Genomic DNA, 21,591 nt, shown 5'->3' on the forward strand with positions numbered 1-21,591 from the left:
TTATATTAAATAGTACAGTTAATACAGAAGGGAGATCAGTGGATGATTTCTATTGATTACCGAAGTCGTATGCCAATCTATGAACAGCTGATCGAGGCATTTAAGCTGCAGATCATGAAAGGTGTACTTAAACAAGATGAACAGCTGCCGTCCGTCAGACAACTGGCACAGGAATTGACGATAAATCCGAATACCATCCAAAAGGCATATCGTGAGCTTGAACGGGAAGGATTCACCTATTCAATTCCTGGTAAAGGAAGTTTTGTGCAGCAAATTGAAGATACTATCAACAAGGAGCGGGTCACTATGCTGAAAACTGAACTTGAGAAGTTAGTAGAAGAATTGATGTTTTTAGGCATGTCAAAAGAAGAGATTATCAGCACCATTAATCAAATATCAGGAGGTAAGCAGAATGATTCTCAGCGCAGCTAACGTGACCAAGCGTTTTGAACAAGAAGTCGCCGTCAGCCATGTCGATATTTCTCTTGAAGCGGGCACTATTCAAGGTTTACTCGGCTCAAATGGTGCAGGAAAGACAACGCTGCTCAAATTACTTGCAGGTATTTATACCGAGGATTCAGGGACTATCACTTATGATGGACAGCCTGTTTATGAGAACAGCCTCATTAAAGATCGCGTCATCTTTATGCCTGACCATCCTTACTTTTTCACAGCGTCCAATCTATACGAAATGGGTGCATTTTACCGTCAGTCGTATAGTCAGTTCAGTATTGAGCGCTTTGCTCAGCTCATCAAAATGTTAAAACTAAATCCAAAGCAGCGATTCAACCGAATGTCTAAAGGGATGAAGCGACAGGCATTATTTGTACTGGCATTATCCAGTAATCCTGAAGTGATGCTCATGGATGAACCTTTCGATGGACTGGATCCAGTCGTGAAGCATATCATTAAAAACTTATTGATACAAGATGTGACTGATCGTAATATGTCGCTCCTTGTATCGAGTCATAATCTACGTGAAATGGAAGATTTCTGTGACAGTATCGCTATCATGCATGAAGGAGAGATGCTGCTGAACAAACAGCTGGATGATCTTAAAAAAGAACACTTTAAAATTCAAGCTGCCTTTGAAAAATTACCTCCGGAGTCATTTTATAAAGAACTAGACGTCGTTGACCGGCAGATTCGTGGACGCGTTGTCACATGCATTGTCAAAGGAAGAAATCAGCATATCGAACAACAGATTACGAAGTATCATCCGTTGATGTACGACATGCTGCCTTTGACACTAGAAGAAATATTTACTTATGAGATGGGAGGCCATGGTTATGCCATTGAAAACATTATCGTTGAATAAAGGACTGCTCCAGCACTTTTCAAATCATATCATGATGATGTCACTGATCAATATCATCTGTACGTTTCTACTGATTCCATTCTCTTATATCATGATGACTGTGACGAATATAGATATGATAGAACAGTATCAGTCAGTGCATCTCGGGGCAGATACGTTTTTTGCCAACTGGTTCTATGTTGGAACGATGTTATACGCAGTGATCTCCGGATTGATGATGACGTATTTCCTGAAGAGTGAAGAGGCCTCAGATTTCTTTCATAGTCTGAAATTTAGACGAGGCACACTGCTTGCCCATATTGTCGTCGTGTTTATGACTCACTTGATTATCAACTTAATGATCAACGGTGCATTAACATGGCTGCTATCATTTTATTATTCACAAATTACATTGGCAAAAATCGGACAATGGATGATGGTGACTATTATTATTGCGACCACTATCTTTTTTCTGACGCTTTTCATCGGTCAGTGGGTCAATAACTATTATTCTCATCTTGGTATGACGCTGCTTATCATCATACTGCCATGGTTACTCAGCGGGTTAATCCAGGGCACCTATGTCAATCTGTTTAACGGACTGTCATATTCTCGTCCATATAACAGTCAGAATATAGACGATAAAAGTTTTGCATGGACACTTCCTGAAGGTATCATCGAGCAGGTGACTCACGACAAAATAGAATGGGGTTACTTAAGTATCGTCATGTTTTTTGGATTACTGTTACTCCTCTGCACATATATAATCTACCGTTATCGAAAAAATGAAAATGTCAAAAATGCTTTTCAAAATGTCTGGATCGAATGGATTGTCGGCAGTCTGCTGACACTTATCGGTATGATGATTATAGGATGGATGTTTTCTGCAGTGTTTCGCAACATCATTATGGTGGTTGTCATTTACTTGCTGGCATTCATCATCATTTATATCATCTTCCTGATGTTCAATCAGAAGACTGTGAGAGTGCATCTTAACCTGAAAAATATGTTCATCACGTTGACGGTGATAGCTGTAGTGATCGTTGGCATTTTTGCTTATGGCAACTGGGAGCGTCAGTACGTACCGGCGTCTGATGAAGTCGCTTCAGTATCTGTAATGCCTTATTACTATGATGAATACTCTGACGAACTGTGGTTTCCGTCGGCGGTTACTGATAAGTCATATATTGACGAAGTTAGAAATCTGCATGTACAGCTGCAGACAGATAAAGATACGCGACGTGATGATTATTCAGCGATGGCTGCATTAAGCTACAAGATGACAGATGGCCGAGAAGTGAATAGAGCTTATGAAACGATTTCTGAACAGCAAGAGCACAACATGCTGAAACTTCTCAGAACTGAAAAGTATGGTGATGTCATTGCGGCAGGATATAACTGGAAAGACATTGCTTCATACAAAGGGGAGATCAATACTCCGACGAATTTGATGAATAATGCTTACTCCACAGCGCAGTTCAAATCAAACAGTGCGTTTTATACTGCCTTCAGACAAGATATAAATAAAGCATTATTAGTAGATCCATTGACTAAACTTTCTGCCTCTTCATCTGAAATCCTGCTTCATTCGAAGACGCAATATGGAAATGACAAAAGAGCAGCGTTATCTCCGTATTATCATGCAACGATAGACTATTTAATCAACAAAGGAACGATTAACCGGCAGAGTGACATCTTTGCAGAGGGGCAGTTTTATCAGCTGACAGATCCTGAAGATAAATATAGTTATTCATCTATAGATGCTGATACAATCACTAAAGGAAAAGGTGTGGAAATTCAAGATAAAACTATGAGACAGGCGCTGGATAATAAACATGCAGTAATAGACGGCAAATACGCCTATGTGTTCATCAATCAAGATAGCTATTCATTGATTTATATGGATACCGATCTCACTAATTAATAAGTCCCGACGCACCTATAGGCAGCGTCAGGACTTATTTTCTAATTAGAGTATTTCCTCGGCAATTTCAACGACATATTTGAGTTTACGCCATTGTTCTTCTTCAGTCAGGATGTTGCCTTCTTCTGTAGAACTGAAGCCGCACTGCGGACTGAGTGACAGTTGTTCTTTTGGGATATAATGACTCGCTTCTTCGACACGTTCAATGATTGTCTCTTTGTTTTCTAAGTCACCGTGTTTTGAAGTGAACAGGCCGAGTACAATTTTAGCATCATCGCGTTTAAAGTGTCTGAGCGGTTCAAAGTCACCGGAACGTTCATCATCATATTCCAGGAAGAATCCGTCCAGATTTTCTGTGAACAGTGCTTCTGCGATAGGGCCGTAGCCGCCTTTCATCGCCCAGCTGGAGCGGAAGTTACCACGGCAAATATGAGTCGTGATATGTAAGTCATCCGGCAGTCCCGCGATAGCCTCATTGACAGTTGCAGCTGCGATTTGAATGGCTTGCTGCTTGTCTTCTTCTGAGCGGAGTCTTCGTTTAATACGGTGCTCGGTAGCTGCAAGACCGGCCCAATAGACATCGTCCAGCTGGACGTAGCGGATGCCGATGTCATAAAGTGCTGTCAAGCTGTCGTGATAGGCTCTGGATACATCGCGCTGATAGTCGTGGATATCAGGATAGAGCTCATCGTTTAAAATATTGGGATGAAACAATTGATTTGGACTTGGAATGGTCACTTTTGCGGTTCCTTGGCTGCCTACTGCATTGCGTAAGAAGTCAGCATGTTCAAAGTGCGGATGGTTTAAATTTGCAGTGACTGGAGCTGTGACCTTGACGTCATAGGCCTTTGTCTGAACGCCACTGAACTGCAGGCCTTCATCAGGAACATAACCTGTTACACCATTCAATCCTTCAAGAAAATCGAAATGCCACCAGGCACGACGGAATTCGCCGTCTGTGATACTTTGTAGGCCGACATCCACTTGTTTAGTCACAATATCTAAAATCAATCTATTCTCAAGTTGAGTCAATTCAGTTTGTGAAATAAGCTGTTTCTTGAAATCTTCTCTTGCCTGCAATAGTTCTTTCGGGCGGAGCAGGCTGCCGACATGATCTGCTTTGAACGGTATAGTTGACATATATATTCCTCTTTTCTGTATAAAATAAAAAAACTTCCCTCCTCGTAAAAGGACGAAAGTTTCGTGGTACCACCTTAATTCGTGACGTGTTGTCACCTCAAACTTGTAACGTAAGTATACGTACAATGCTCATCACAGACTCACATTGTAATCACAAAAAGACCATCTTCATAAAGATTCAATGCTTGTTTTCACCAGACACAAGCTCGCTGGAAATGAATGATTTACTACTTTTCTTTTTATGGTGATTGCTATCGGATTGCATATAAATCTATCATCAACATGACAAGTTGTCAAATCAATTTGTTATAATTAAAAAAAGGAGGGATGACAGTGGCTGACAAGAAAAGAACCGCAGCAAAACAATCAACAGTAAAAAAGCAGACAGTCAGCAGGAAGAAACCTGCTGCAAAAACAGTGCAGAAGAAAAAAACTAAACCGAAAAAACAACATAAGATACGGTTTAAGTGGATTGCCGGATTATTGTTTTTTGTTTTACTACTGGTCACTGTATGGAACATCTTCAAACCATTGCCTGCTGGAATTTCGAAACGCTATGAACCAAGCAGAACTAATGATGTCAAACTGCTGCTCGATAATAGTTATGAGCAGGACGGCACTATGACCTACGACCACCATATATTCAGTGAAGTGTATCAGCTCATCGATGACGCAGAAGATTTTATTATCATGGATATGTTTTTGTTCAATGCGGCTTATGACGGCACGCAACACTTCCCGAAATTATCTGCTGAGCTGACTCGGCACTTGATTGCGAAGAAAGAGCAGCGACCGGACATGCCGATCTATGTGCTGACTGATCCAATCAATTCATTCTACGGGAGCTATACACCCGACCATTACAAGAAACTTCGTGACAATGGCATATTCGTATACGAAACGGACTTGACGAAATTACGTGACTCAAATCCACTCTATTCAGGGTTATGGCGGTCGACTTTCCACTGGTTAGGCAATAGTGACAATGGGACGCTGCCCAATATATTCTCAAAAAAAGAACCTGATGTCACCGTGAGAGGCTATGCACGAATGCTGAATTTCAAAGCGAATCACCGTAAGACCATCGTCTCTGAAAAATCGGCTATCATTGCCAGCAGCAACCCGCATGATTCAAGTGGTCATCATCAAAACATCGCTGTTCAGTTGAGCGGACAGCTGCAGGAAGACTTAATACACAGTGAAGTTGCAGCCATCAATATGAGCGGTGGTAAGCTTGACCGCAGTGATTTTGCGATTAATACGCGCGCTTATGACAATACGATGGACTACGAAACGACACTTGTCACTGAAGGCAAAATCAAAGAATCATTAATTGAATATATCAACCTTGCCAATGATAATGATGAACTTAAAATGGGGATGTTCTATCTCGCTGACCGCGATGTCATTAAGGCGCTGATTCGCGCAGCAGAGCGCGGTGTCCATGTGAAGGTCATACTTGACGTTAACAAAGAAGCATTTGGTAAAGAGAAGCCGGGTATTCCGAATAAGCCTGCTGCCCATGAACTCGTGGCAGGAAGTAATGATCGCATTCAAGTAAAATGGGCAGTGTCACACGGCGAACAGTTCCATGCGAAATACATTCTGCTGACTGATGACCGCAATAAGGAGTCGTCTTTATTTGTCGGCAGTGCCAACTTGACACGCCGTAATATCGGTGATTACAACATGGAGACAGATGTTATTATTACGGGTCGATCAGATCTGCCGGTATTTAAGCAGCTGGATTTGGACTTCGACGCCAAATGGACCAATGATTACGGGCATATCACCGACCACTATGAAGTGAAAAAAGATGCGTCGTTCCTGAAGACAGTGCTCTATCGAATACAGGAATTCACAGGGTTATCAAGCTTCTAATCAAAAAAAGTGATTGACAGGCTCTATGGATGTTTGCAATAATGCAATTAACTTAATAAAAAATTATCAAGAGAGATTGAGGGATATGGCCCGATGACATCTCAGCAGCGGACTCATTTGAGCACTGTGCTAAATCCATCAAGCGAGGCTTGGCAGATAAAGGGACGTAAAACGACTTTCCGGCATCTGCCGGAAAGTCGTTTTTTTATTCAGAGGAGGAAGTTATGGCAATCATTGAAATCGAGCATGTGACCAAACAGTTTCAAACGAAAAAAGGCATCGTTGAAGCATTGTCTGACGTGTCACTGACTATTGAAAAAGGGCAGATATTTGGCATCGTCGGTTATTCCGGTGCAGGTAAGTCGACGCTCGTCAGATTGATCAACAAATTAGAAAAGCCAACTGCAGGACGCGTCATCATCGAAGGTGAAGATATAACAAGTCTCAAACAGGCATTACTACGTAAACGCCGTCAAAACATCGGGATGATCTTTCAGCAGTTCAACTTGTTTCGTGCGAAGACAGTGGAGGATAACATCAAATATCCACTCAAGCTGACGAAGAAGTACTCAAAAGCTGATATTGATAAGCGAGTCGATGAATTATTACAGTTCGTCGGACTGCTGGATAAGAAATATGACTATCCAAGTCAGCTGTCGGGTGGTCAGAAGCAGCGTATCGGTATCGCACGAGCACTTGCAACGAACCCTGATATTCTTCTCTGTGATGAAGCGACGTCAGCGCTTGATCCTGAAACTACAGATGAAATCTTGAGGCTGTTGAAGCGCATCAATGAAGAACTGAATATTACCATTGTCCTGATTACTCACGAAATGGAAGTCGTAAAAAGTATTTGTGATGAAGTCGCCGTCATGGAAAAAGGTAAGATTGTTGAGCAGAACAAAGTATTCGAACTGTTTACCAATCCTGTCCATCCGACGACAAAACGTTTTGTTCATTCTGTGTTGAATGATGATATTCCGGCTGAAGTAGATGTCAAGTCACGTCAGCTATATCGCTTCATCTTCAATCACCAGCAGATTCTGCAGCCGGTGCTCAGTCGAATCGGTAGAGAGTTCGATGTTGATTTCAATATTTTGTACGGCGGGATTACAGAGTTGACAGATAAGCTGTTCGGTAATCTACTGATTGAAGCAGTCGGCAATGAGGTGAATATTCATGATGCACTGAATGAGCTGACACGTCATGATATTCAGATTAAGGAGGTTAACGGCTTTGAAAACTGATTTAACAGAATTCTATCCGGTCATTATTCAGGAAACAATCAATACTCTGATAATGGTAGGCATTACTTTAGTACTTGCCGTGCTTATCGGTCTACCGCTTGGCATCATTCTCTATGCCACGGGAAGAGGACATGTGCTTGAGAACAAAGTAGTCAATATCATTTTGAACTTCTTTATCAATACGGTTCGACCGATCCCTTTCATCATCTTCCTGGTGGCATTGATTCCAATTACAAGGTTTCTTGTGGGGACTACAATCGGTATATGGGCAGCCATTTTCCCGATGACTCTCGCCGCTTCATTATCCATTGCCCGCGTCGTAGAAAATAACATCATCTCAGTGGATAAAGGCGTCATTGAAGCGGCTGAAGCAATGGGCTCATCTAAATTCGATATCTTATTCAAAGTATTAGTTCCAGAAGCAGCAGGATCTTTAATTCTCGGTCTGACTTTCACCACGGTCTCGCTCATTGAATTTTCCGCAGTGGCAGGCCTTGTTGGAGCAGGAGGTATCGGTTATCTTGCTTTTACGTATGGTTATCAGCGATTTGACGTGGCAGTGATGTTTGTCACTGTATTGATACTGATCATCCTCGTACAGATCACACAGTTTATCGGCAATAAGATTGCAAATATATATACAAGCAGATTATAAGGAGAGAATCATATGAAAAAATTATTATTATTAGTGTTGACTACAGTACTATTACTGGCAGCGTGTGGTAACAAAGATGAAAAAGAGAAAACGATCAAAATTGGCGTCACAGGTGTAGACGGCAAAGTATGGGATGTCGTCAAAAAGAAAGCTGAAGCTGACGGCATGAAAATTGAACTTGTTGAATTTCAAGATTACACAGCACCGAACAATGCGTTGAACGAAGGAGATATCGACTTGAACGCCTTCCAGCACTTCGCATTTCTCGATCAGTTCAAAAAAGACCACAACATGGATTTATCTGTAGTCGGTACAACAGTATTTGCTCCACTTGGTGCATATTCTGACAAAATCAAAGATATTAAAGAATTGAAAAAAGGCGATACTATTGCCATTCCAAACGACGTCACGAATCAAGCACGTTCATTGAAATTATTGGAAACAGCAGGAGTCCTCAAATTAGCTGATGATTTTGGCTTGTTCGGAGATCCTTCCAAAATCACTGAAAACAAACTAGACCTGAAAATCAAAGCGATTGATGCACAGCAGACACCACGTGTATTACCGGATGTGGCTGTAGCTATTATCAATAATGGTGTAGCAGGTAAAGCAGGAATGAATCCTAAAGATGATCCGATTTACCGCGAAGACCCTGAATCAGAAGGTGCTAAACCTTATATCAACGTCATCGCTGCTAAAACAAGCGACAAAGATAATAAAGATTACAAAAAAATCATCGAATATTATCATTCAGATGAAGCGGTAAAAGCAGTTGAACAAGATTCAAACGACGGTGAAATCGTCAAAAAATTATCACAGCAAGAGATTGATGAAATTGAAGACAGCTTGAAATAAATTCTCGACCACCTTTTATAGAAGAGGTGGTCTTTTTTGTTGATTATTGTTGGAAATCAAGGGGTATTCCAGTATTATATAGTTATCAGAAAATTTAGATAGGAGCGATTTACTTGAACAACCAGCAATTATTAGAGAAATATGCAAGTGTCATCGTCAAAATAGGATTGAACGTCCAGCACAATGAAATTGTAGTCATCGATGCAGATATCAATGCATCATCATTAGTGCGACCGGTTGTCAAAATCGCTTATGAGCAAGGAGCGAAAAAAGTCATCGTCAACTATTCAGATATAGAAGTCATCAAACATACATACGATTATCAGACGATAGAAACATTGCAGGAAGTACCGGATTATATCAAGCAGGAAATTCAGTATTATGAAGATGAAAAGGTAACGCTGCTAAGCATTACTAGTGTGTCACCGGAAGCACTGAAAGATCAGCCCGCACAAAACATTACGGCCCGCAGTAAAGTGATGATGAAAGCCAACGAAAGTCTGTCAGATAGTCTCGGTAACTTTAAGCAGACATGGTGCATTGCAGCCTATCCGTCTGTTGAATGGGCGGAAATGGTGTTCCCCGACTTATCAGGTGAAGCAGCGACAGACGCGCTTCTTCAAGCCATCTACAAAGCAGTGCGTGTCGATCAGAATGACCCGGTGGATGCATGGAAATCACATATTGATCATTTGAACAAACGGGCAGAGTGGCTGACACAAAAAGGATTCGATCGGTTACATTACAGCGCTCCGGGAACCAATCTGACAGTGGGGCTTCATAACAATGGTAACTGGCTGAAAGCAGGCAAAGTCAATAAACAGGGAACAGAGATTATTGTCAATATGCCGACAGAAGAAGTCTATACGACACCTGACTGGGAACGTGTGGACGGCTACGTCTCAAATACACTGCCGCTCAGTCTGTCTGGTAAGATCGTGGATGATTTCAAGCTGACTTTTGAAAATGGTTCAGTTGTTGATTATGAGGCTGCAGTAGGTTATGAAACATTGAAAAACTTACTTGAAATAGATGAAGGCGCGAGACGCTTAGGTGAAATTGCATTAGTGCCAGTTAATTCCCCGATCTACGAAAGCGGATTGTTATTTTATAATACATTATTCGATGAAAATGCATCATGCCATATAGCACTCGGCAGCGGATTTGCTGAAGTCATCGACGGTGCAGAAGACCAATCGATACAAGCTCAAGTCGAGATGGGCATCAATGACAGCTTGACGCATGTTGATTTTATGATTGGGAGTGACCAGCTGGATATCGACGGTATCTACAAAGATGGTACAAGCGAACCGATATTCAGACAAGGCCGCTGGGTTGAATAGGGAACTTCCTCTTCATTGAAGAGGAAGTTTTTTAATGAATTGCAGCCTGCATGACAACAAAACTGAAACTTGATATGCAAATGAATGACCATTCATGATTGTTGAGATCTTATTAATGAGGCATGATCATACTAAAAGATGCATGGAGAGGTTGAAAAATAATTTAAGATCCATCATTAGCCATCACGTCTGTGACAGCTATTAATGGATCTTAAAGAAAAGAAGTCAATGCCATGATCTGTGAGATATATCGTATGAACAACTGTTTATTGATCATGCCGCCTGTTTATTATGCGGGTCATTATTTCGTGTAATGGACGAAGTGATATTTGCCGCCTTCAATACCGAGCTGCTGATAGAACCCTGAAATATAGCGGGCATTGGAAGAAGCCCACATGACATCTGTCGCATATTGTGAGTCACCAGGTGATGACGGATTCCAGCGCATCGTATAAAGTGTATTCTGTGACTCTGATAAGAAGCCGTTGGAAATAAATTCAGCACCGCCGATAATGGCTTTTTCAGGGGTATCCCAGCCGACATTGGCTGCATATTGAGCACCGTATTTCAGTGCGTTGTGATCATAAGCACCGACACCGAACATGTTATAGAAACGTTTGTCATTCGGTTCACCTTTGACTTTCAGGCCATTGGCCAGCTTGCTCCTACCTTCAGCCGTCTCAAGGAATGCATGTGAAATCAAATAGATTTCATTGATACGATAGGTTTCACTAGCTGTCTTGAATGCCTGACCTCGGCCTTCAAGAATCCCTTTCCCTTTTAACAGGACATTCAACTGTTCAGCCGTCAGCCCTTGAGGTTCATTAAGCACAAGGAATTGATATTTATTAACGGCATCACTGATCAAGCGTTCAGTGTCGACATAGTCTTTCACCAGCTTGATATCAGCGTCTTTCCATTTGACCCCGTTGGATATTTGAGGGCTGGGATTGAGCTTCATCTGATGATTAAGTGCGTCTTTTAAAGTGACAGGCACAGTTGTATGAGTCACTGCAGCTCCTGGAAGGATAGGAGCTGCAGGTTCGACAGCTGGCTCTTCAGATTTTACTTCAGTTTGTTTCACTTGGACTTTTTCTTGAACTTGTTGCGGTTCTGTCTTAGGTTGAGGCTTCGCTTCAGGTTTCACCTTTGGTTGTTTCACTGTAACATTCTTATCTGCTTTGACCCAGCCGGTTGCTCCTGCTGTGAATGTTCCGTATAAGTAGGTATCTTGACCTACTTTGAGGGCTTCAGCGACTGTCATTGTTTCATTTTTACCTGCCCGGTCTATCACTTGTCGTTCAGTACCAGCAGGAACGTTATAAATTTTAGTGCTTGTGCCGAATGTAATGGTCTGTTCCTTTGGACTTACAGCTTTGACCGGCTGTATTGTTAGATCCGCTGCTTTGACGTAGCCGATCGCATTGTTAATATTTTCTGACGTCTGTACTCTATAATACGTTTCATCTTCGATTGTGACTTTGTCGTTGATATACAATGTATAGTTTGCATAATCTCCAGCCACTTTTTTTGCCAGCATTGTTTTATTGGTCACAATGACGGCGTTGGTATTTTTAATGTTACCTACGCGTAGATTCTCAGCTGCAGACACATGTTGCGACAGCAGTAACATCGATACTGCGGTTAAGCCTAATGTTCTCCTTAAATACTTCATATATTACCTCCGTCAGCTAGTTAAAAACAGTATACATGAAATAACATGATATCGGGCTGCTTTTACAAGATTTTAATAATTATCTATTCAGTCGAATCATATTGCGATAAACAATATCAGCGATCAATTCAGGCGGCTCTGCACAATGATTTTGAAGCCAGAAGAAAATAATACCGAACTGGCCGCCCAGTGTATAGTTGACGAAGTATTTGGGATCCTTCAAAGAAGCATTATCATTGATGGATTTCGTGTAGTTCATTCGCAGTGTTTTGATTAATTTCTGAGTGAAGTCCTGTGCAGGGTGGATAGTCATCAATACTCGGAAGAACTGCTGGTGATCATATATATAGGTAAACAAATCAATGAAGTACTTTTTGATCAGTGGTTTTTTGTCTTCGGCAGATAACATATTGTGAGACGTCTCTTCAACGAGTTGACTGATCGCATTTAAGTGATTATCAATCATGCGGTCCAACAGATCGTATTTGTCCAGATAGTAGGCGTAAAAAGTTGAACGGTTGATATCTGCTGCCTCGCAGATCATTTTAATGGTGATGGTTCTGAAACGATGGATTTCCAGTAAATTTAAAAATTCAGTTTCTATTAAATGGTGTTTTTCCTTCATGGTTATCACATATCTCACTATTTATTTTTCATTGATAGAACTATTTTAAAGTAAAACCGACATTTAGACAAATATTGTTGGTTGAAAGAAAGTTTGAGGCGATTATAATAATGGTTATGTGAAAAAATATCAAATGGAGGAATTACAATGAAAAAACTAGTTTTAATCAACATTCTTACATTAATTATTCTAGCGATTGCTGGAATTACTGCTTTTCATTTCTACGATGAAGCAACTAACTATGTAAAAACAGACAATGCAAAAATCGACGGAACACAACTAACGATTGCAAGTCCAGTTGCAGGTAAATTGACATCTTTCGACAAAGAAGTAGGGGACAAAGTTTCTAAAGGTGATACAGTCGGTTCAGTAACTAGTATGGGCGCAGATGGTAAACCATCTAAAACAGATATCGAAATGCCTCAGGAAGGTACAATCGTAAAAACACAAGCCACTGAAAATGGTTTTGTCGGAGCAGGGACACCGATTGCTTATGCCTATAACATGAAAGAATTATATGTGACAGCTAACATTAAAGAAACAGATCTTGACGGAATTAAAGAAGGGCAGAACGTTGATATATACGTTGATGGTTTCAAAGATACAACATTAGACGGAGAAGTCGAAAAAATCGGTTTAGCGACAGCTTCAAGTTTCTCAGTACTACCAGCATCTAACGGAAATGCCAACTTTACTAAAGTAACGCAAGTAGTTCCAGTGAAAATCTTGTTATCAAAAGAAAAATCATTAGATGTTATTCCAGGGATGAATGTAACTGTACGCATTCATAAAAACTAAGGGGGGGATTTGTATGACCTTCATGATTATAGGCTATGTCCTTCTGTCACTGGTCATCTTCTTCCTATTGAATCGTTTTCTGCTTAATCGTAGAAGAAAACAGAATGCGGTCCAACCCGAAGTAGAGGCGACTCATACACATGAGGTGTATGAACACCGTCCTGAGCGACCTGTTCGTCCAGAACCAGAACCAGCACCAAGACTACAGGACAAAGATAATGAAGTGATTTATAATAGTGAGTCACGTCGGGATAAATATGTTGAAGGCGAACACAATGAAGATGATGATCTCATTGTTGAACAACCTTATGAAGAAGACGTTCAAAAAGAAGAACCTATTCATCAACAAGCGACTCAACCTTCTCATACATTAGGTAAAGGCATTACTATCGGTAAGATTGTGACGGCGCTGATGATCGGTATGTTCGTCGCTATTTTGAATCAGACATTGATCAATGTGGCGTTACCCGTCATGATCAGTGATTTCAATGTTTCAACAGCAACAGCGCAGTGGTTGACGACAGGATTCATGTTAGTGAACGGGATTCTTGTACCGATCAGTGCCTATATGATTCAGAGATTTACGTACCGTCAGCTGTTTTTGACAGCGATGATTTTCTTTACAATCGGATCATTAATCTGTGCCATTTCCACTAACTTCCCGATGATGATGACTGGCCGTGTTATCCAGGCTGTCGGCGCAGGTATTCTGATGCCGCTGGGGACTAACGTATTTATGACTATATTTCCGCCTGAAAAGCGCGGGGCAGCGATGGGGACATTGGGTATTGCATTTATCCTTGCCCCAGCGATCGGACCCACATTAACAGGCTGGATCATCCAAAACTATCATTGGAATGTGATGTTCTATGGTATGTTTGCTATCGGTGTATTATCATTAGTTATCGGTTTATTCTGGTTCAAGATTGTGCAGCCTACTTTCAATGCAAAACTGGATGTTCTCGGTGTTATTTTCAGTACACTCGGTTTTGGTAGTGTATTATACGGTTTCAGTGAAGCAGGTAATAAAGGATGGGATTCACCCGTTGTTATTACGACAATTGTCATCGGTCTCATCTTCGTAGCTGCATTTGTCATTAGAGAATTATCGATGAAAGCACCAATGATGGATTTGACGGCACTCAAATATTCAGGTTTCTCATTCACATTATTAATTAACATCGTCGTAACGATGAGTTTGTTCGGTGGTATGATTCTGCTGCCGGTATACTTACAATCTATTCGTGGATTCAGCCCTCTTGACTCTGGGCTATTGTTACTGCCCGGATCATTATTGATGGGTGTTATGGGACCTATCGCCGGACGATTATTTGACAGATTTGGTATTAAACCACTGGCTGTTTTCGGTCTAGCGATTATGACTTATGCAACATGGGAATTGACTCGTATTAATTTAGATACATCATACAGCACTATTTTAGGGATTTACGTCCTTCGTTCATTCGGTATGTCGTTTATTATGATGCCGATTATGACAGCAGGGATGAATGCACTACCAGGACGAATGATTCCTCATGGTAATGCTATTAGTAATACTGTACGTCAGCTCGCTGGTTCAATTGGTACTGCTATCCTTGTCACGGTGATGACACAGCAGGCCACTGCTCACATTGGCGATATGACCAATGCAATGGACAAAACATTGCCATCAACTGCAGATCAATTAAGCCAGATGAGTCAGGCAACAGGATCTACTTTAGGGATGCAGGCAATGATGGGTAAATTGCAGCAGCTCGCGACAGTCAATGGTATTACAGATGCTTTCTGGCTGGCTACTGCCTTCAGTCTGCTTGCTTTCATACTGTCATTCTTCCTGAAAGGCAAAGATCATTATCGTTCAGATGAAGCGTAAATAACGATTGTAATAAACAAGTTGAAATTAACTATTTCTTCAACTTGTTTATTTTTATATAATGATTTGTAAGGAGTTGGACGACTTGAAGATTAAATATATCGATAAAAGGCATTGGCGTAGACTGCAGAAGCGAGACTACAAGGAAATACGACTGGAAGATGAGACATTTGATGGAATCATCGGTCTGGTGACAATGCGAAAAGTCAAATCTCCCTTACAAGTCGAAGTGGTAGGTCACTCTATTACTGTAGCAGATGCAGGTTATCAGTGGTTGCAAATACTGCCAAAAGATAAGTTTTACAGCATCACTGCGATGTATGATAATCACGGCCGCCCAGTTCAATATTATATCGACATCAATGAACATAATTTCATTGAACTGGGTGAAGCTCGTGCACATGATTTGTTTCTGGATGTACTGGTACTGCCAAACGGCGCCTATGAACTAGTAGATGAAGCAGATTTGAAGTTTGCTCTCAAAAAGGGCACTATCACAAAAGAACAGTATGATTTTGCTTATGAAACAGCACAGCAGCTGATGAAGAGCGTTCAAGACGATTTTGAAACATTCACGTCGATGATTGATTACTGCAGAAATCAAATAACACGATCAGAATCATGATTCTGATCGTGTTATTTGTTATCAGCTTGAAATATAATCGCCGCCGTTAATATGAATGGCCTGTCCGGTAATGTAAGTGGAATCTTGAGAGGCAAGGAAGACATAGGCAGGAGCATTTTCGCTAGGTTGACCGCGACGTTCAAGTGCTGTTTCCTGACCGTGTTTTTCTACTTTTTCGGCTGGGAATGTAGCAGGAATTAGCGGTGTATATATAGGACCTGGCGCGACGCTGTTGACGCGGATTTTTTTAGGTGCCAAGTTCTGTGCTAAAGAGCGGGTGAAAGCAGTGATTGCACCTTTTGTCGCTGAGTAATCAATGAGTGACTCAGAGCCGCGGTAAGCTGTCACGCTGCTCGTGTTGATAATAGTATCCCCTTCAGACAGATGAGGGATGGCAGCCTGCGAGACATACATCATACCGAATATATTCGTCGAGAACGTCGTCTGAATCTGTTCAGGCGTAATCGCCAGAAAGTCTTCCTGCGGGAACTGAACCCCGCCGTTATTGACAAGAATGTTCAGACCACCGAAGTCAGACACGACATCCGACACTAATTTTTTGCACTGCTCGACGTCTTTTAAATCAAATGCATAAGCTTTCGCTTTAGCGCCGAGCTCTTCAAGACGTTTTACAGTATCTTCAGCGTCATCTGTCTCGTCATAGTAGCCGATAGCAACATCTGCGCCTTCTTTAGCGTAAAGAATCGCTACTGCACGGCCGATACCAGAGTCGCCGCCTGTAATTAAAGCAATCTTGCCTTTCAGCTTACCGCCCGCCTGATAATCGTCATCTTCAGCAATCGGTTTTGGATTCATCTCACGTTCGCTGCCGGGCTGCTTATCCTGTGTGTAACCTTTAATTTCTTTATCGAGTTTTTCAAATTTATCCATTGATGACACCTCTCCTTAAAAGATTTGATAATCTTCTATACCTCAATATGAATATGTAAAACAAATATAACTGAAATGATGAGACATTTGTCTGCTATAATGGATGAGATTGCATCGATTAACTCAGCGAAGCGGGTTATCAGAAATGAGGTTATGAATGAAGATCGATGATTATCGTCTGCTAGTAGCTCTGGCAGATGAAGAAACGTTAAGAAAAGCAGCGGATACGCTTTATATCTCACAACCTGCAGTCAGTCAGCGTCTAAAATCGATTGAACAGGAGTGGGGGACGGCTATTTTTATTCGTACTAAGAAAAAACTCATCGTCACGACTAATGGCGAAATCATTTTGCAGCACGCACGCAAAATGCTGAAGGAAGAAACTAATCTTAAAGAAATGATTCAGTCGTCTGAAGGCGTTGTCAACGGGAAGCTGTCTATCGGTGTATCATCATTGATCGGCCATACGATCTTGCCGCGTGTTCTCGGTGAATATATTGAGCTGTATCCTGAAGTGAAGATTCGGCTGCAGGTCGGGTCAAGCGGCAGGATTATGGCAAATCGTCATGATTTCCATGTGGCAGTCATTCGAGGAATGAAAATTATGAACTTAAACAACGATGTATTGCTGACGGATAAGCATTATTTCATATATCCCAAGTCTAAAAAGAACCAGCTGCATACGCTGCCGATGATTGAATTTCAAGCTGATCCTGTCTACTTGAAGGAAATCGAGCTATGGTATACGGAACAGTTCAATCAGACTTATGCTCCGCAGATCAAAACAGATCAAATTGCAACGTGTAAAGAGCTGTTATTGTCAGGAGTCGGTGTGACTGTCCTCCCTGAAATCGTCATCGGTGATATCGATCACGACCGCTTTGCTGTCGAACTGCTTGAAGTCAATCAGCATCAGCTGCTGCGGGAAACGTATATCAGCTATGAAAATGATGTGCTCGCTCTGCCGCAGGTCAAAGCATTCATTGATTTGATGAAAAGAAAAGCTGTCAGTGATGAATCGCTATAGCGAGAGCTTATGAAGTTGTCTCCGGAATTTCACTTGATGTTCTTCAGGCAATGCGTCGACACTGAGTGCTTTTTCCAGTAGAGCAACGTTTTTTTTGTCAGTGTACTGCAGTGCATTATATTCTTCGAGTGTCAACTGGACAGGGTGCAGTTCGAGTAGTTCGAGTGAGCTGTCTTGTTCAACGATTCCTTCTTCGAGCACTCTGAAATAACATCCCGTTGCGTGAGCCGCACTCATCAATTTGACGAGATTCGGCACGCCATACTTTTTGGCGATAGTGTGACATGGACCGCGGCCTTCAGTGACTTGAATGATGGCGCCGCCGAACTTGAATGTATCACCGATGGCAACGTAATCTTTTGTCAGACCGACTGTTGTAATATTTTCACCGAATGCTGCATAGTCAGGCATGTCATCAATATATGGACGCCATAATTCATAATCCAGTTGATCATAGAGGCAGATAGCTTTATTGATGCCTCCATGGCCATGGTATGCATGCTCATCACCTTCAAGACCGAGGAAAGATAAGTATGTCGGCTGAGTAATAGGTGTTTTTGATACTGCTGTCCTTTTCGGAGGATGTGTCCCGAATACTTCAGTTTTGACTTTACCCGTACAAATTTTGACGATGTCATAATTCATGATAATTCCCCCGCTCTTTTCATTTGACTGAATTACTATATAATTAAACAATATCATTAAGTAGAAAGTTTGTGAAACTATGTTTAAGCAGCTGTTGAGTATTAAAAACTATAAGTTATTTCTGATTAATATGGCCCTTCTAGGGATGGGGCTTGCTGTCACAGTGCCATTCTTCATACTCTATGCTACTCAGGAGCTTGGGATGACGAAAGGGCAGTATGGTCTATTGATGGCACTCGCGGCACTGGCCGGATTTTTGATGAATACGTTTGTCGGGCGGATTCTCTGATACGGGTCGCGTTAACCGTAAATCGTTGATTATTTTCTCATTGCTCATGGCAGCCTTCGCGTTCAGTGTCTATTTCTTCATAAATAATGTTCTATGGTTCATTATTTTGTATACTATTTTCACTGGATTTGCCGCACCTGCTATGCCGCAGATGTATGCTTCTGCCCGTGAAAGCATCAACGTTTCTGCTTCCAATAAGAATGCTGTATTCGCAAACACTGTGTTACGTTCTATGTTCAGTCTTGGATTTTTGTTCGGGCCATTGGTTGGGACAGTGCTGTTAAGTAAATTTGGCTATGACGGACTGTTTGGCGGGACCATTTTATTGTACTTGGTCGTATTAGTATCCATGATACTCTTATTCCGCGATGTGACAACGGAACGCCCGACACGAACGCAGAACTATATAGAACCAGTAGCACCTAATTTGTTTAAAGACATGTACTTACTGATACCGTTTCTTGCATTTGTCATGCTGCATGTCGGTCAATGGATGTATACGCTTAACATGCCGCTGTTTGTTACAGAATACTTGCAGGAATCCGAAAACAATGTCGGATATTTAGCGAGTTTATGCGCAGGACTAGAAGTTCCTTTTATGATTATTCTTGGTTTATTGGCAAGTCGCTTTCAAACGAGAACATTATTGATGATTGGAGCACTTCTTGGGGGAGGCTATTATTTCTCAATCGGATTGTTTGATTCAGTCATGGCGATGCTGATCGGTCAATCGGCACTTGCTTTCTTCCTCGCCATTCTGCTTGGATTAGGCATCAGCTATTTTCAGGACATTCTTCCTGACTTTCCGGGTTATGCATCGACGTTGTTTTCGAACGCAATGATTGCTGGTCAATTGATTGGGAATTTGCTTGGAGGCGTTATGAGTGATATGGTCGGTCTAGGAAATGTATTCTATGTTTCTGCAGCATTCATAGCAGTTGCCTTCGTGCTATTGATATTTACTAAACCTGTTAAGATGGAGGACGTCATATGACAACATTAATATGGCTGTTGATAATCGCCGCATTTATTTTAGCCTTTGTTGCTTTAGCGGTACCTGTGATACCTGGCATATTGATGATGTGGATTGGATTCTTTTTGTATCATTTCATGATTGATGACAGTGAGTTGTCGTGGTTTTTCTGGGTAGTGATGACCATATTGACTGTGATCACGTTAGTCAGTGATTATATCGCCGGAAGTTATTTTGTTAAACGTTATGGCGGAAGTAAAGCAGGAGGGATCACTGCAGCGCTAAGTGTTCTCGTCGGTAGCTTTGTGATGCCGCCGTTTGGTGTCATCATCGTACCGTTGATTGCGGTCTTTGTAATAGAACTCATTGTGGTGAAAGAGCCTGAACGTGCAGTTAAGGCGAGTATCGGTTCACTATTTGGATTTTTAACGAGTACATTCGCTAAGTTCTTAATATTAGTCATCATGACAATATGGTTTTTAATAGATGTTTTCTAGTTCCTGGGCCAAGTAGGTTCAGGATTTTTTATTATCAGAACAAATCAAAAAAAGATTTGTCCCGATTAACACATATCAGGACAAATCCACTATCTTATTATCTACGACCCTTTTTATCACGATTCTGTCTGCCGATTTTAGTGATTTTCTTCCATTTATCCAGCTCCGCACGCTGCATCGCCTCGTTGCTGCGGCGTTCCTGATAAGCAAGTTCTTTTTCGTACTTTCTGTACTGTTCATAGCGGCCAGCACTTAACAGGCCGTCTTCCAAAGCTTGTCTTACAGCACAGCCTGGTTCGTTAGTATGACTGCAATCGTTAAAACGACACTGTGTCATCAATTCCTCGACGTCAGAAAATTCTTCACTTAATCCTGTATGCTCACCCGATGACCATAGTTGAAATTCACGCATCCCGGGTGTATCTATAATAATACCTCCGCTCGGAAGCAGCAGCAGCTCCCGATGTGTTGTCGTGTGTTTTCCCTTGCTGTCACTTTCACGAATGTCATTTGTCGCCATCACATCTTGTCCCATCAACTGGTTGATTAAAGTCGATTTGCCGATACCACTTGAACCGAGTATTGTGGCAGTTTTATTGTCCGTAAGCAATTGACGTAAGTCAGCTATGTGATCAGTCGTTAACATACTGATGAAATAGACGGGAACTTCTTCAGTAATACATGACAATTCAGCGGCCATAATTTCCTTTTCCAGTTCATCTGCAAGATCGGCTTTCGTCAACAAGATAATCGGTGCTGCACCAGAATCGCGTGCAGCGATTAAGAAGCGCTGCATACGATTGACATTGAAATTTTCGTTACAGCTCATTGCTAAAAATGCATAGTCGATATTAGTTGAGATTATTTGAGGTTTTGTTTCATTACCTGCAGCCTGTCTAATAAATGCTTGTTTTCTTGGTAGGACTCGTTCAATTAATGCTCTCTGTTCCCCAGACTGCAATGTCAACAATACAAAATCACCGACTGCCGGAATATCAAGCGGGTCAGTCAATGTGTGCATAAATTTCCCGGGCAATGTCGCAAGGATACTCCCACGTTCGGTCATTACTTTATAGATGCCTTTTGATTGTGTTGAAATTCTACCAGGGACATAGAGTTCTTTCTGTTCTAATTGGTCGTCTGTAAATCCTAATTGTTTAAGTCGGTTCATGTCTGTCATCCTTTTTCAGATAATAAAAAAATACCCGTGGCAGCAACCACGGGCACACTGAAAAAGAATTAACGAGCCAGTGATGACCGTAATTGCAGAAACATCGTCATTGTTAATAGTCTCATGGTCATCACGCTCCTTTTTTATTATCATAATTGAC

At 41.5% G+C, this 21,591-nt stretch carries 19 protein-coding genes, 1 pseudogene, 1 riboswitch and 1 other annotated feature; of the genes and pseudogenes, 14 read left to right on the plus strand and 6 right to left on the minus strand.

Going from position 1 to position 21,591, the window contains the following annotated elements; all coding sequences use genetic code 11:
• Nucleotides 1–42 precede the first annotated feature (42 nt).
• Genes AC3IPL_RS02300 through AC3IPL_RS02310 form a run of 3 tightly spaced genes read left to right on the plus strand, consistent with a single transcriptional unit; the run spans nucleotide 43 to nucleotide 3,221 of the window.
• Nucleotides 43–432: a GntR family transcriptional regulator gene (locus AC3IPL_RS02300; protein WP_489241462.1), complete on the plus strand. Its 390-nt coding sequence runs from the start codon at nucleotides 43–45 to the stop codon at nucleotides 430–432.
• Nucleotides 413–1,318, plus strand: coding sequence for an ABC transporter ATP-binding protein (locus AC3IPL_RS02305; RefSeq protein ID WP_489241464.1), 906 nt, complete (start codon nucleotides 413–415; stop codon nucleotides 1,316–1,318). Before AC3IPL_RS02300 ends, AC3IPL_RS02305 begins: the two co-directional genes overlap by 20 nt.
• Nucleotides 1,290–3,221, plus strand: coding sequence for a hypothetical protein (locus AC3IPL_RS02310; protein ID WP_489241466.1), 1,932 nt, complete (start codon nucleotides 1,290–1,292; stop codon nucleotides 3,219–3,221). The genes AC3IPL_RS02305 and AC3IPL_RS02310 overlap by 29 nt, the downstream gene beginning before the upstream one ends.
• A 45-nt stretch (nucleotides 3,222–3,266) precedes the next feature.
• Here the strand turns inward: AC3IPL_RS02310 and AC3IPL_RS02315 are convergent, their stop codons facing one another.
• Nucleotides 3,267–4,361 (minus strand): 5-methyltetrahydropteroyltriglutamate--homocysteine S-methyltransferase, encoded by a 1,095-nt coding sequence (locus AC3IPL_RS02315; protein WP_489241468.1) that lies wholly within the window; start codon nucleotides 4,359–4,361, stop codon nucleotides 3,267–3,269.
• 45 nt (nucleotides 4,362–4,406) lie between these two features.
• Nucleotides 4,407–4,613, minus strand: a binding site (T-box leader).
• A 75-nt stretch (nucleotides 4,614–4,688) separates the two neighbouring features.
• Between AC3IPL_RS02315 and AC3IPL_RS02320 the strand changes: the two genes are divergently transcribed.
• The 5 genes from AC3IPL_RS02320 to AC3IPL_RS02340 all read left to right on the plus strand — a co-directional run bounded on the left by AC3IPL_RS02320 (nucleotide 4,689) and on the right by AC3IPL_RS02340 (nucleotide 10,342).
• Entirely contained in the window at nucleotides 4,689–6,242 is a 1,554-nt protein-coding gene (locus tag AC3IPL_RS02320; RefSeq protein ID WP_489241469.1) for a phospholipase D family protein, read from the plus strand.
• Nucleotides 6,243–6,302: 60 nt separating this feature from the next.
• A riboswitch (SAM riboswitch) is annotated at nucleotides 6,303–6,405 on the plus strand.
• 67 nt (nucleotides 6,406–6,472) lie between these two features.
• Nucleotides 6,473–7,489, plus strand: coding sequence for a methionine ABC transporter ATP-binding protein (locus AC3IPL_RS02325; RefSeq protein ID WP_489242239.1), 1,017 nt, complete (start codon nucleotides 6,473–6,475; stop codon nucleotides 7,487–7,489).
• On the plus strand, nucleotides 7,479–8,144 hold the full coding sequence (locus AC3IPL_RS02330) for a methionine ABC transporter permease (RefSeq protein ID WP_489241471.1): 666 nt from the start codon (nucleotides 7,479–7,481) through the stop codon (nucleotides 8,142–8,144). The genes AC3IPL_RS02325 and AC3IPL_RS02330 overlap by 11 nt, the downstream gene beginning before the upstream one ends.
• Nucleotides 8,145–8,156: 12 nt before the next feature.
• The gene (locus AC3IPL_RS02335) at nucleotides 8,157–8,999 is read left to right on the plus strand and encodes a MetQ/NlpA family ABC transporter substrate-binding protein (protein WP_489241473.1); all 843 of its coding nucleotides are present in this window, start codon (nucleotides 8,157–8,159) and stop codon (nucleotides 8,997–8,999) included.
• 113 nt (nucleotides 9,000–9,112) lie between these two features.
• On the plus strand, nucleotides 9,113–10,342 hold the full coding sequence (locus AC3IPL_RS02340) for an aminopeptidase (protein ID WP_489241475.1): 1,230 nt from the start codon (nucleotides 9,113–9,115) through the stop codon (nucleotides 10,340–10,342).
• Between the two features lie 301 nt (nucleotides 10,343–10,643).
• On the opposite strand, the gene AC3IPL_RS02345 is transcribed toward AC3IPL_RS02340, so the two are convergent.
• Entirely contained in the window at nucleotides 10,644–12,017 is a 1,374-nt protein-coding gene (locus AC3IPL_RS02345; protein ID WP_489241477.1) for an N-acetylglucosaminidase, read from the minus strand.
• A 79-nt stretch (nucleotides 12,018–12,096) separates the two neighbouring features.
• Nucleotides 12,097–12,642 carry a TetR/AcrR family transcriptional regulator gene (locus AC3IPL_RS02350; RefSeq protein WP_489241478.1) on the minus strand — a complete coding sequence of 182 codons (546 nt, stop codon included), beginning with the start codon at nucleotides 12,640–12,642 and terminating at the stop codon, nucleotides 12,097–12,099.
• 147 nt (nucleotides 12,643–12,789) lie between these two features.
• On the opposite strand from AC3IPL_RS02350, the gene AC3IPL_RS02355 reads away from it, so the two are divergent.
• The 3 genes from AC3IPL_RS02355 (at nucleotide 12,790) to AC3IPL_RS02365 (ending at nucleotide 15,938) form a co-directional block, all read left to right on the plus strand.
• Nucleotides 12,790–13,440, plus strand: a complete 651-nt coding sequence (locus AC3IPL_RS02355) for a biotin/lipoyl-containing protein (RefSeq protein ID WP_489241480.1) — start codon at nucleotides 12,790–12,792, stop codon at nucleotides 13,438–13,440.
• 13 nt (nucleotides 13,441–13,453) lie between these two features.
• Complete coding sequence (locus tag AC3IPL_RS02360) at nucleotides 13,454–15,313, plus strand: DHA2 family efflux MFS transporter permease subunit (protein ID WP_489241482.1); 1,860 nt, start codon at nucleotides 13,454–13,456, stop codon at nucleotides 15,311–15,313.
• An 85-nt stretch (nucleotides 15,314–15,398) separates the two neighbouring features.
• Complete coding sequence (locus AC3IPL_RS02365; protein ID WP_489241483.1) at nucleotides 15,399–15,938, plus strand: ribonuclease FAU-1 family protein; 540 nt, start codon at nucleotides 15,399–15,401, stop codon at nucleotides 15,936–15,938.
• A gap of 21 nt (nucleotides 15,939–15,959) precedes the next feature.
• Here the strand turns inward: AC3IPL_RS02365 and AC3IPL_RS02370 are convergent, their stop codons facing one another.
• Nucleotides 15,960–16,829 carry an SDR family oxidoreductase gene (locus tag AC3IPL_RS02370; RefSeq protein ID WP_489241485.1) on the minus strand — a complete coding sequence of 290 codons (870 nt, stop codon included), beginning with the start codon at nucleotides 16,827–16,829 and terminating at the stop codon, nucleotides 15,960–15,962.
• 157 nt (nucleotides 16,830–16,986) lie between these two features.
• Between AC3IPL_RS02370 and AC3IPL_RS02375 the strand changes: the two genes are divergently transcribed.
• A complete protein-coding gene (locus AC3IPL_RS02375) occupies nucleotides 16,987–17,856 on the plus strand; it encodes a LysR family transcriptional regulator (protein ID WP_489241486.1) in 870 nt (289 codons plus the stop codon).
• Here AC3IPL_RS02375 and AC3IPL_RS02380 read toward each other — a convergent pair.
• A complete protein-coding gene (locus AC3IPL_RS02380) occupies nucleotides 17,851–18,501 on the minus strand; it encodes an MOSC domain-containing protein (RefSeq protein ID WP_489241488.1) in 651 nt (216 codons plus the stop codon). The genes AC3IPL_RS02375 and AC3IPL_RS02380 overlap by 6 nt on opposite strands.
• Nucleotides 18,502–18,580: 79 nt before the next feature.
• On the opposite strand from AC3IPL_RS02380, the pseudogene AC3IPL_RS02385 reads away from it, so the two are divergent.
• A pseudogene (locus AC3IPL_RS02385) lies at nucleotides 18,581–19,784 on the plus strand (sugar efflux transporter).
• Complete coding sequence (locus tag AC3IPL_RS02390) at nucleotides 19,781–20,260, plus strand: DUF456 domain-containing protein (RefSeq protein ID WP_489241490.1); 480 nt, start codon at nucleotides 19,781–19,783, stop codon at nucleotides 20,258–20,260. The pseudogene AC3IPL_RS02385 and the gene AC3IPL_RS02390 overlap by 4 nt, the downstream one beginning before the upstream one ends.
• 97 nt (nucleotides 20,261–20,357) lie before the next feature.
• Here the strand turns inward: AC3IPL_RS02390 and rsgA are convergent, their stop codons facing one another.
• On the minus strand, nucleotides 20,358–21,431 hold the full coding sequence (gene rsgA, locus AC3IPL_RS02395) for a ribosome small subunit-dependent GTPase A (protein WP_489241492.1): 1,074 nt from the start codon (nucleotides 21,429–21,431) through the stop codon (nucleotides 20,358–20,360).
• Nucleotides 21,432–21,591: the final 160 nt, after the last annotated feature.

The organism is Macrococcus sp. GL_134, from assembly GCF_057834705.1.

What these genes read in the sequence shown, in the direction of transcription:
- AC3IPL_RS02300 (WP_489241462.1), top strand. Translation starts at nt 43, where the DNA reads ATGATTTCTATTGATTACCGAAGTCGTATGCCAATCTATGAACAGCTG.
- AC3IPL_RS02305 (WP_489241464.1), top strand. Translation starts at nt 413, where the DNA reads ATGATTCTCAGCGCAGCTAACGTGACCAAGCGTTTTGAACAAGAAGTC.
- AC3IPL_RS02310 (WP_489241466.1), top strand. Translation starts at nt 1,290, where the DNA reads ATGCCATTGAAAACATTATCGTTGAATAAAGGACTGCTCCAGCACTTT.
- AC3IPL_RS02315 (WP_489241468.1), bottom strand. Translation starts at nt 4,361, where the DNA reads ATGTCAACTATACCGTTCAAAGCAGATCATGTCGGCAGCCTGCTCCGC.
- AC3IPL_RS02320 (WP_489241469.1), top strand. Translation starts at nt 4,689, where the DNA reads ATGACAGTGGCTGACAAGAAAAGAACCGCAGCAAAACAATCAACAGTA.
- AC3IPL_RS02335 (WP_489241473.1), top strand. Translation starts at nt 8,157, where the DNA reads ATGAAAAAATTATTATTATTAGTGTTGACTACAGTACTATTACTGGCA.
- AC3IPL_RS02345 (WP_489241477.1), bottom strand. Translation starts at nt 12,017, where the DNA reads ATGAAGTATTTAAGGAGAACATTAGGCTTAACCGCAGTATCGATGTTA.
- AC3IPL_RS02350 (WP_489241478.1), bottom strand. Translation starts at nt 12,642, where the DNA reads ATGAAGGAAAAACACCATTTAATAGAAACTGAATTTTTAAATTTACTG.
- AC3IPL_RS02355 (WP_489241480.1), top strand. Translation starts at nt 12,790, where the DNA reads ATGAAAAAACTAGTTTTAATCAACATTCTTACATTAATTATTCTAGCG.
- AC3IPL_RS02360 (WP_489241482.1), top strand. Translation starts at nt 13,454, where the DNA reads ATGACCTTCATGATTATAGGCTATGTCCTTCTGTCACTGGTCATCTTC.
- AC3IPL_RS02370 (WP_489241485.1), bottom strand. Translation starts at nt 16,829, where the DNA reads ATGGATAAATTTGAAAAACTCGATAAAGAAATTAAAGGTTACACACAG.
- AC3IPL_RS02375 (WP_489241486.1), top strand. Translation starts at nt 16,987, where the DNA reads ATGAAGATCGATGATTATCGTCTGCTAGTAGCTCTGGCAGATGAAGAA.
- AC3IPL_RS02380 (WP_489241488.1), bottom strand. Translation starts at nt 18,501, where the DNA reads ATGAATTATGACATCGTCAAAATTTGTACGGGTAAAGTCAAAACTGAA.
- AC3IPL_RS02390 (WP_489241490.1), top strand. Translation starts at nt 19,781, where the DNA reads ATGACAACATTAATATGGCTGTTGATAATCGCCGCATTTATTTTAGCC.
- rsgA (WP_489241492.1), bottom strand. Translation starts at nt 21,431, where the DNA reads ATGAACCGACTTAAACAATTAGGATTTACAGACGACCAATTAGAACAG.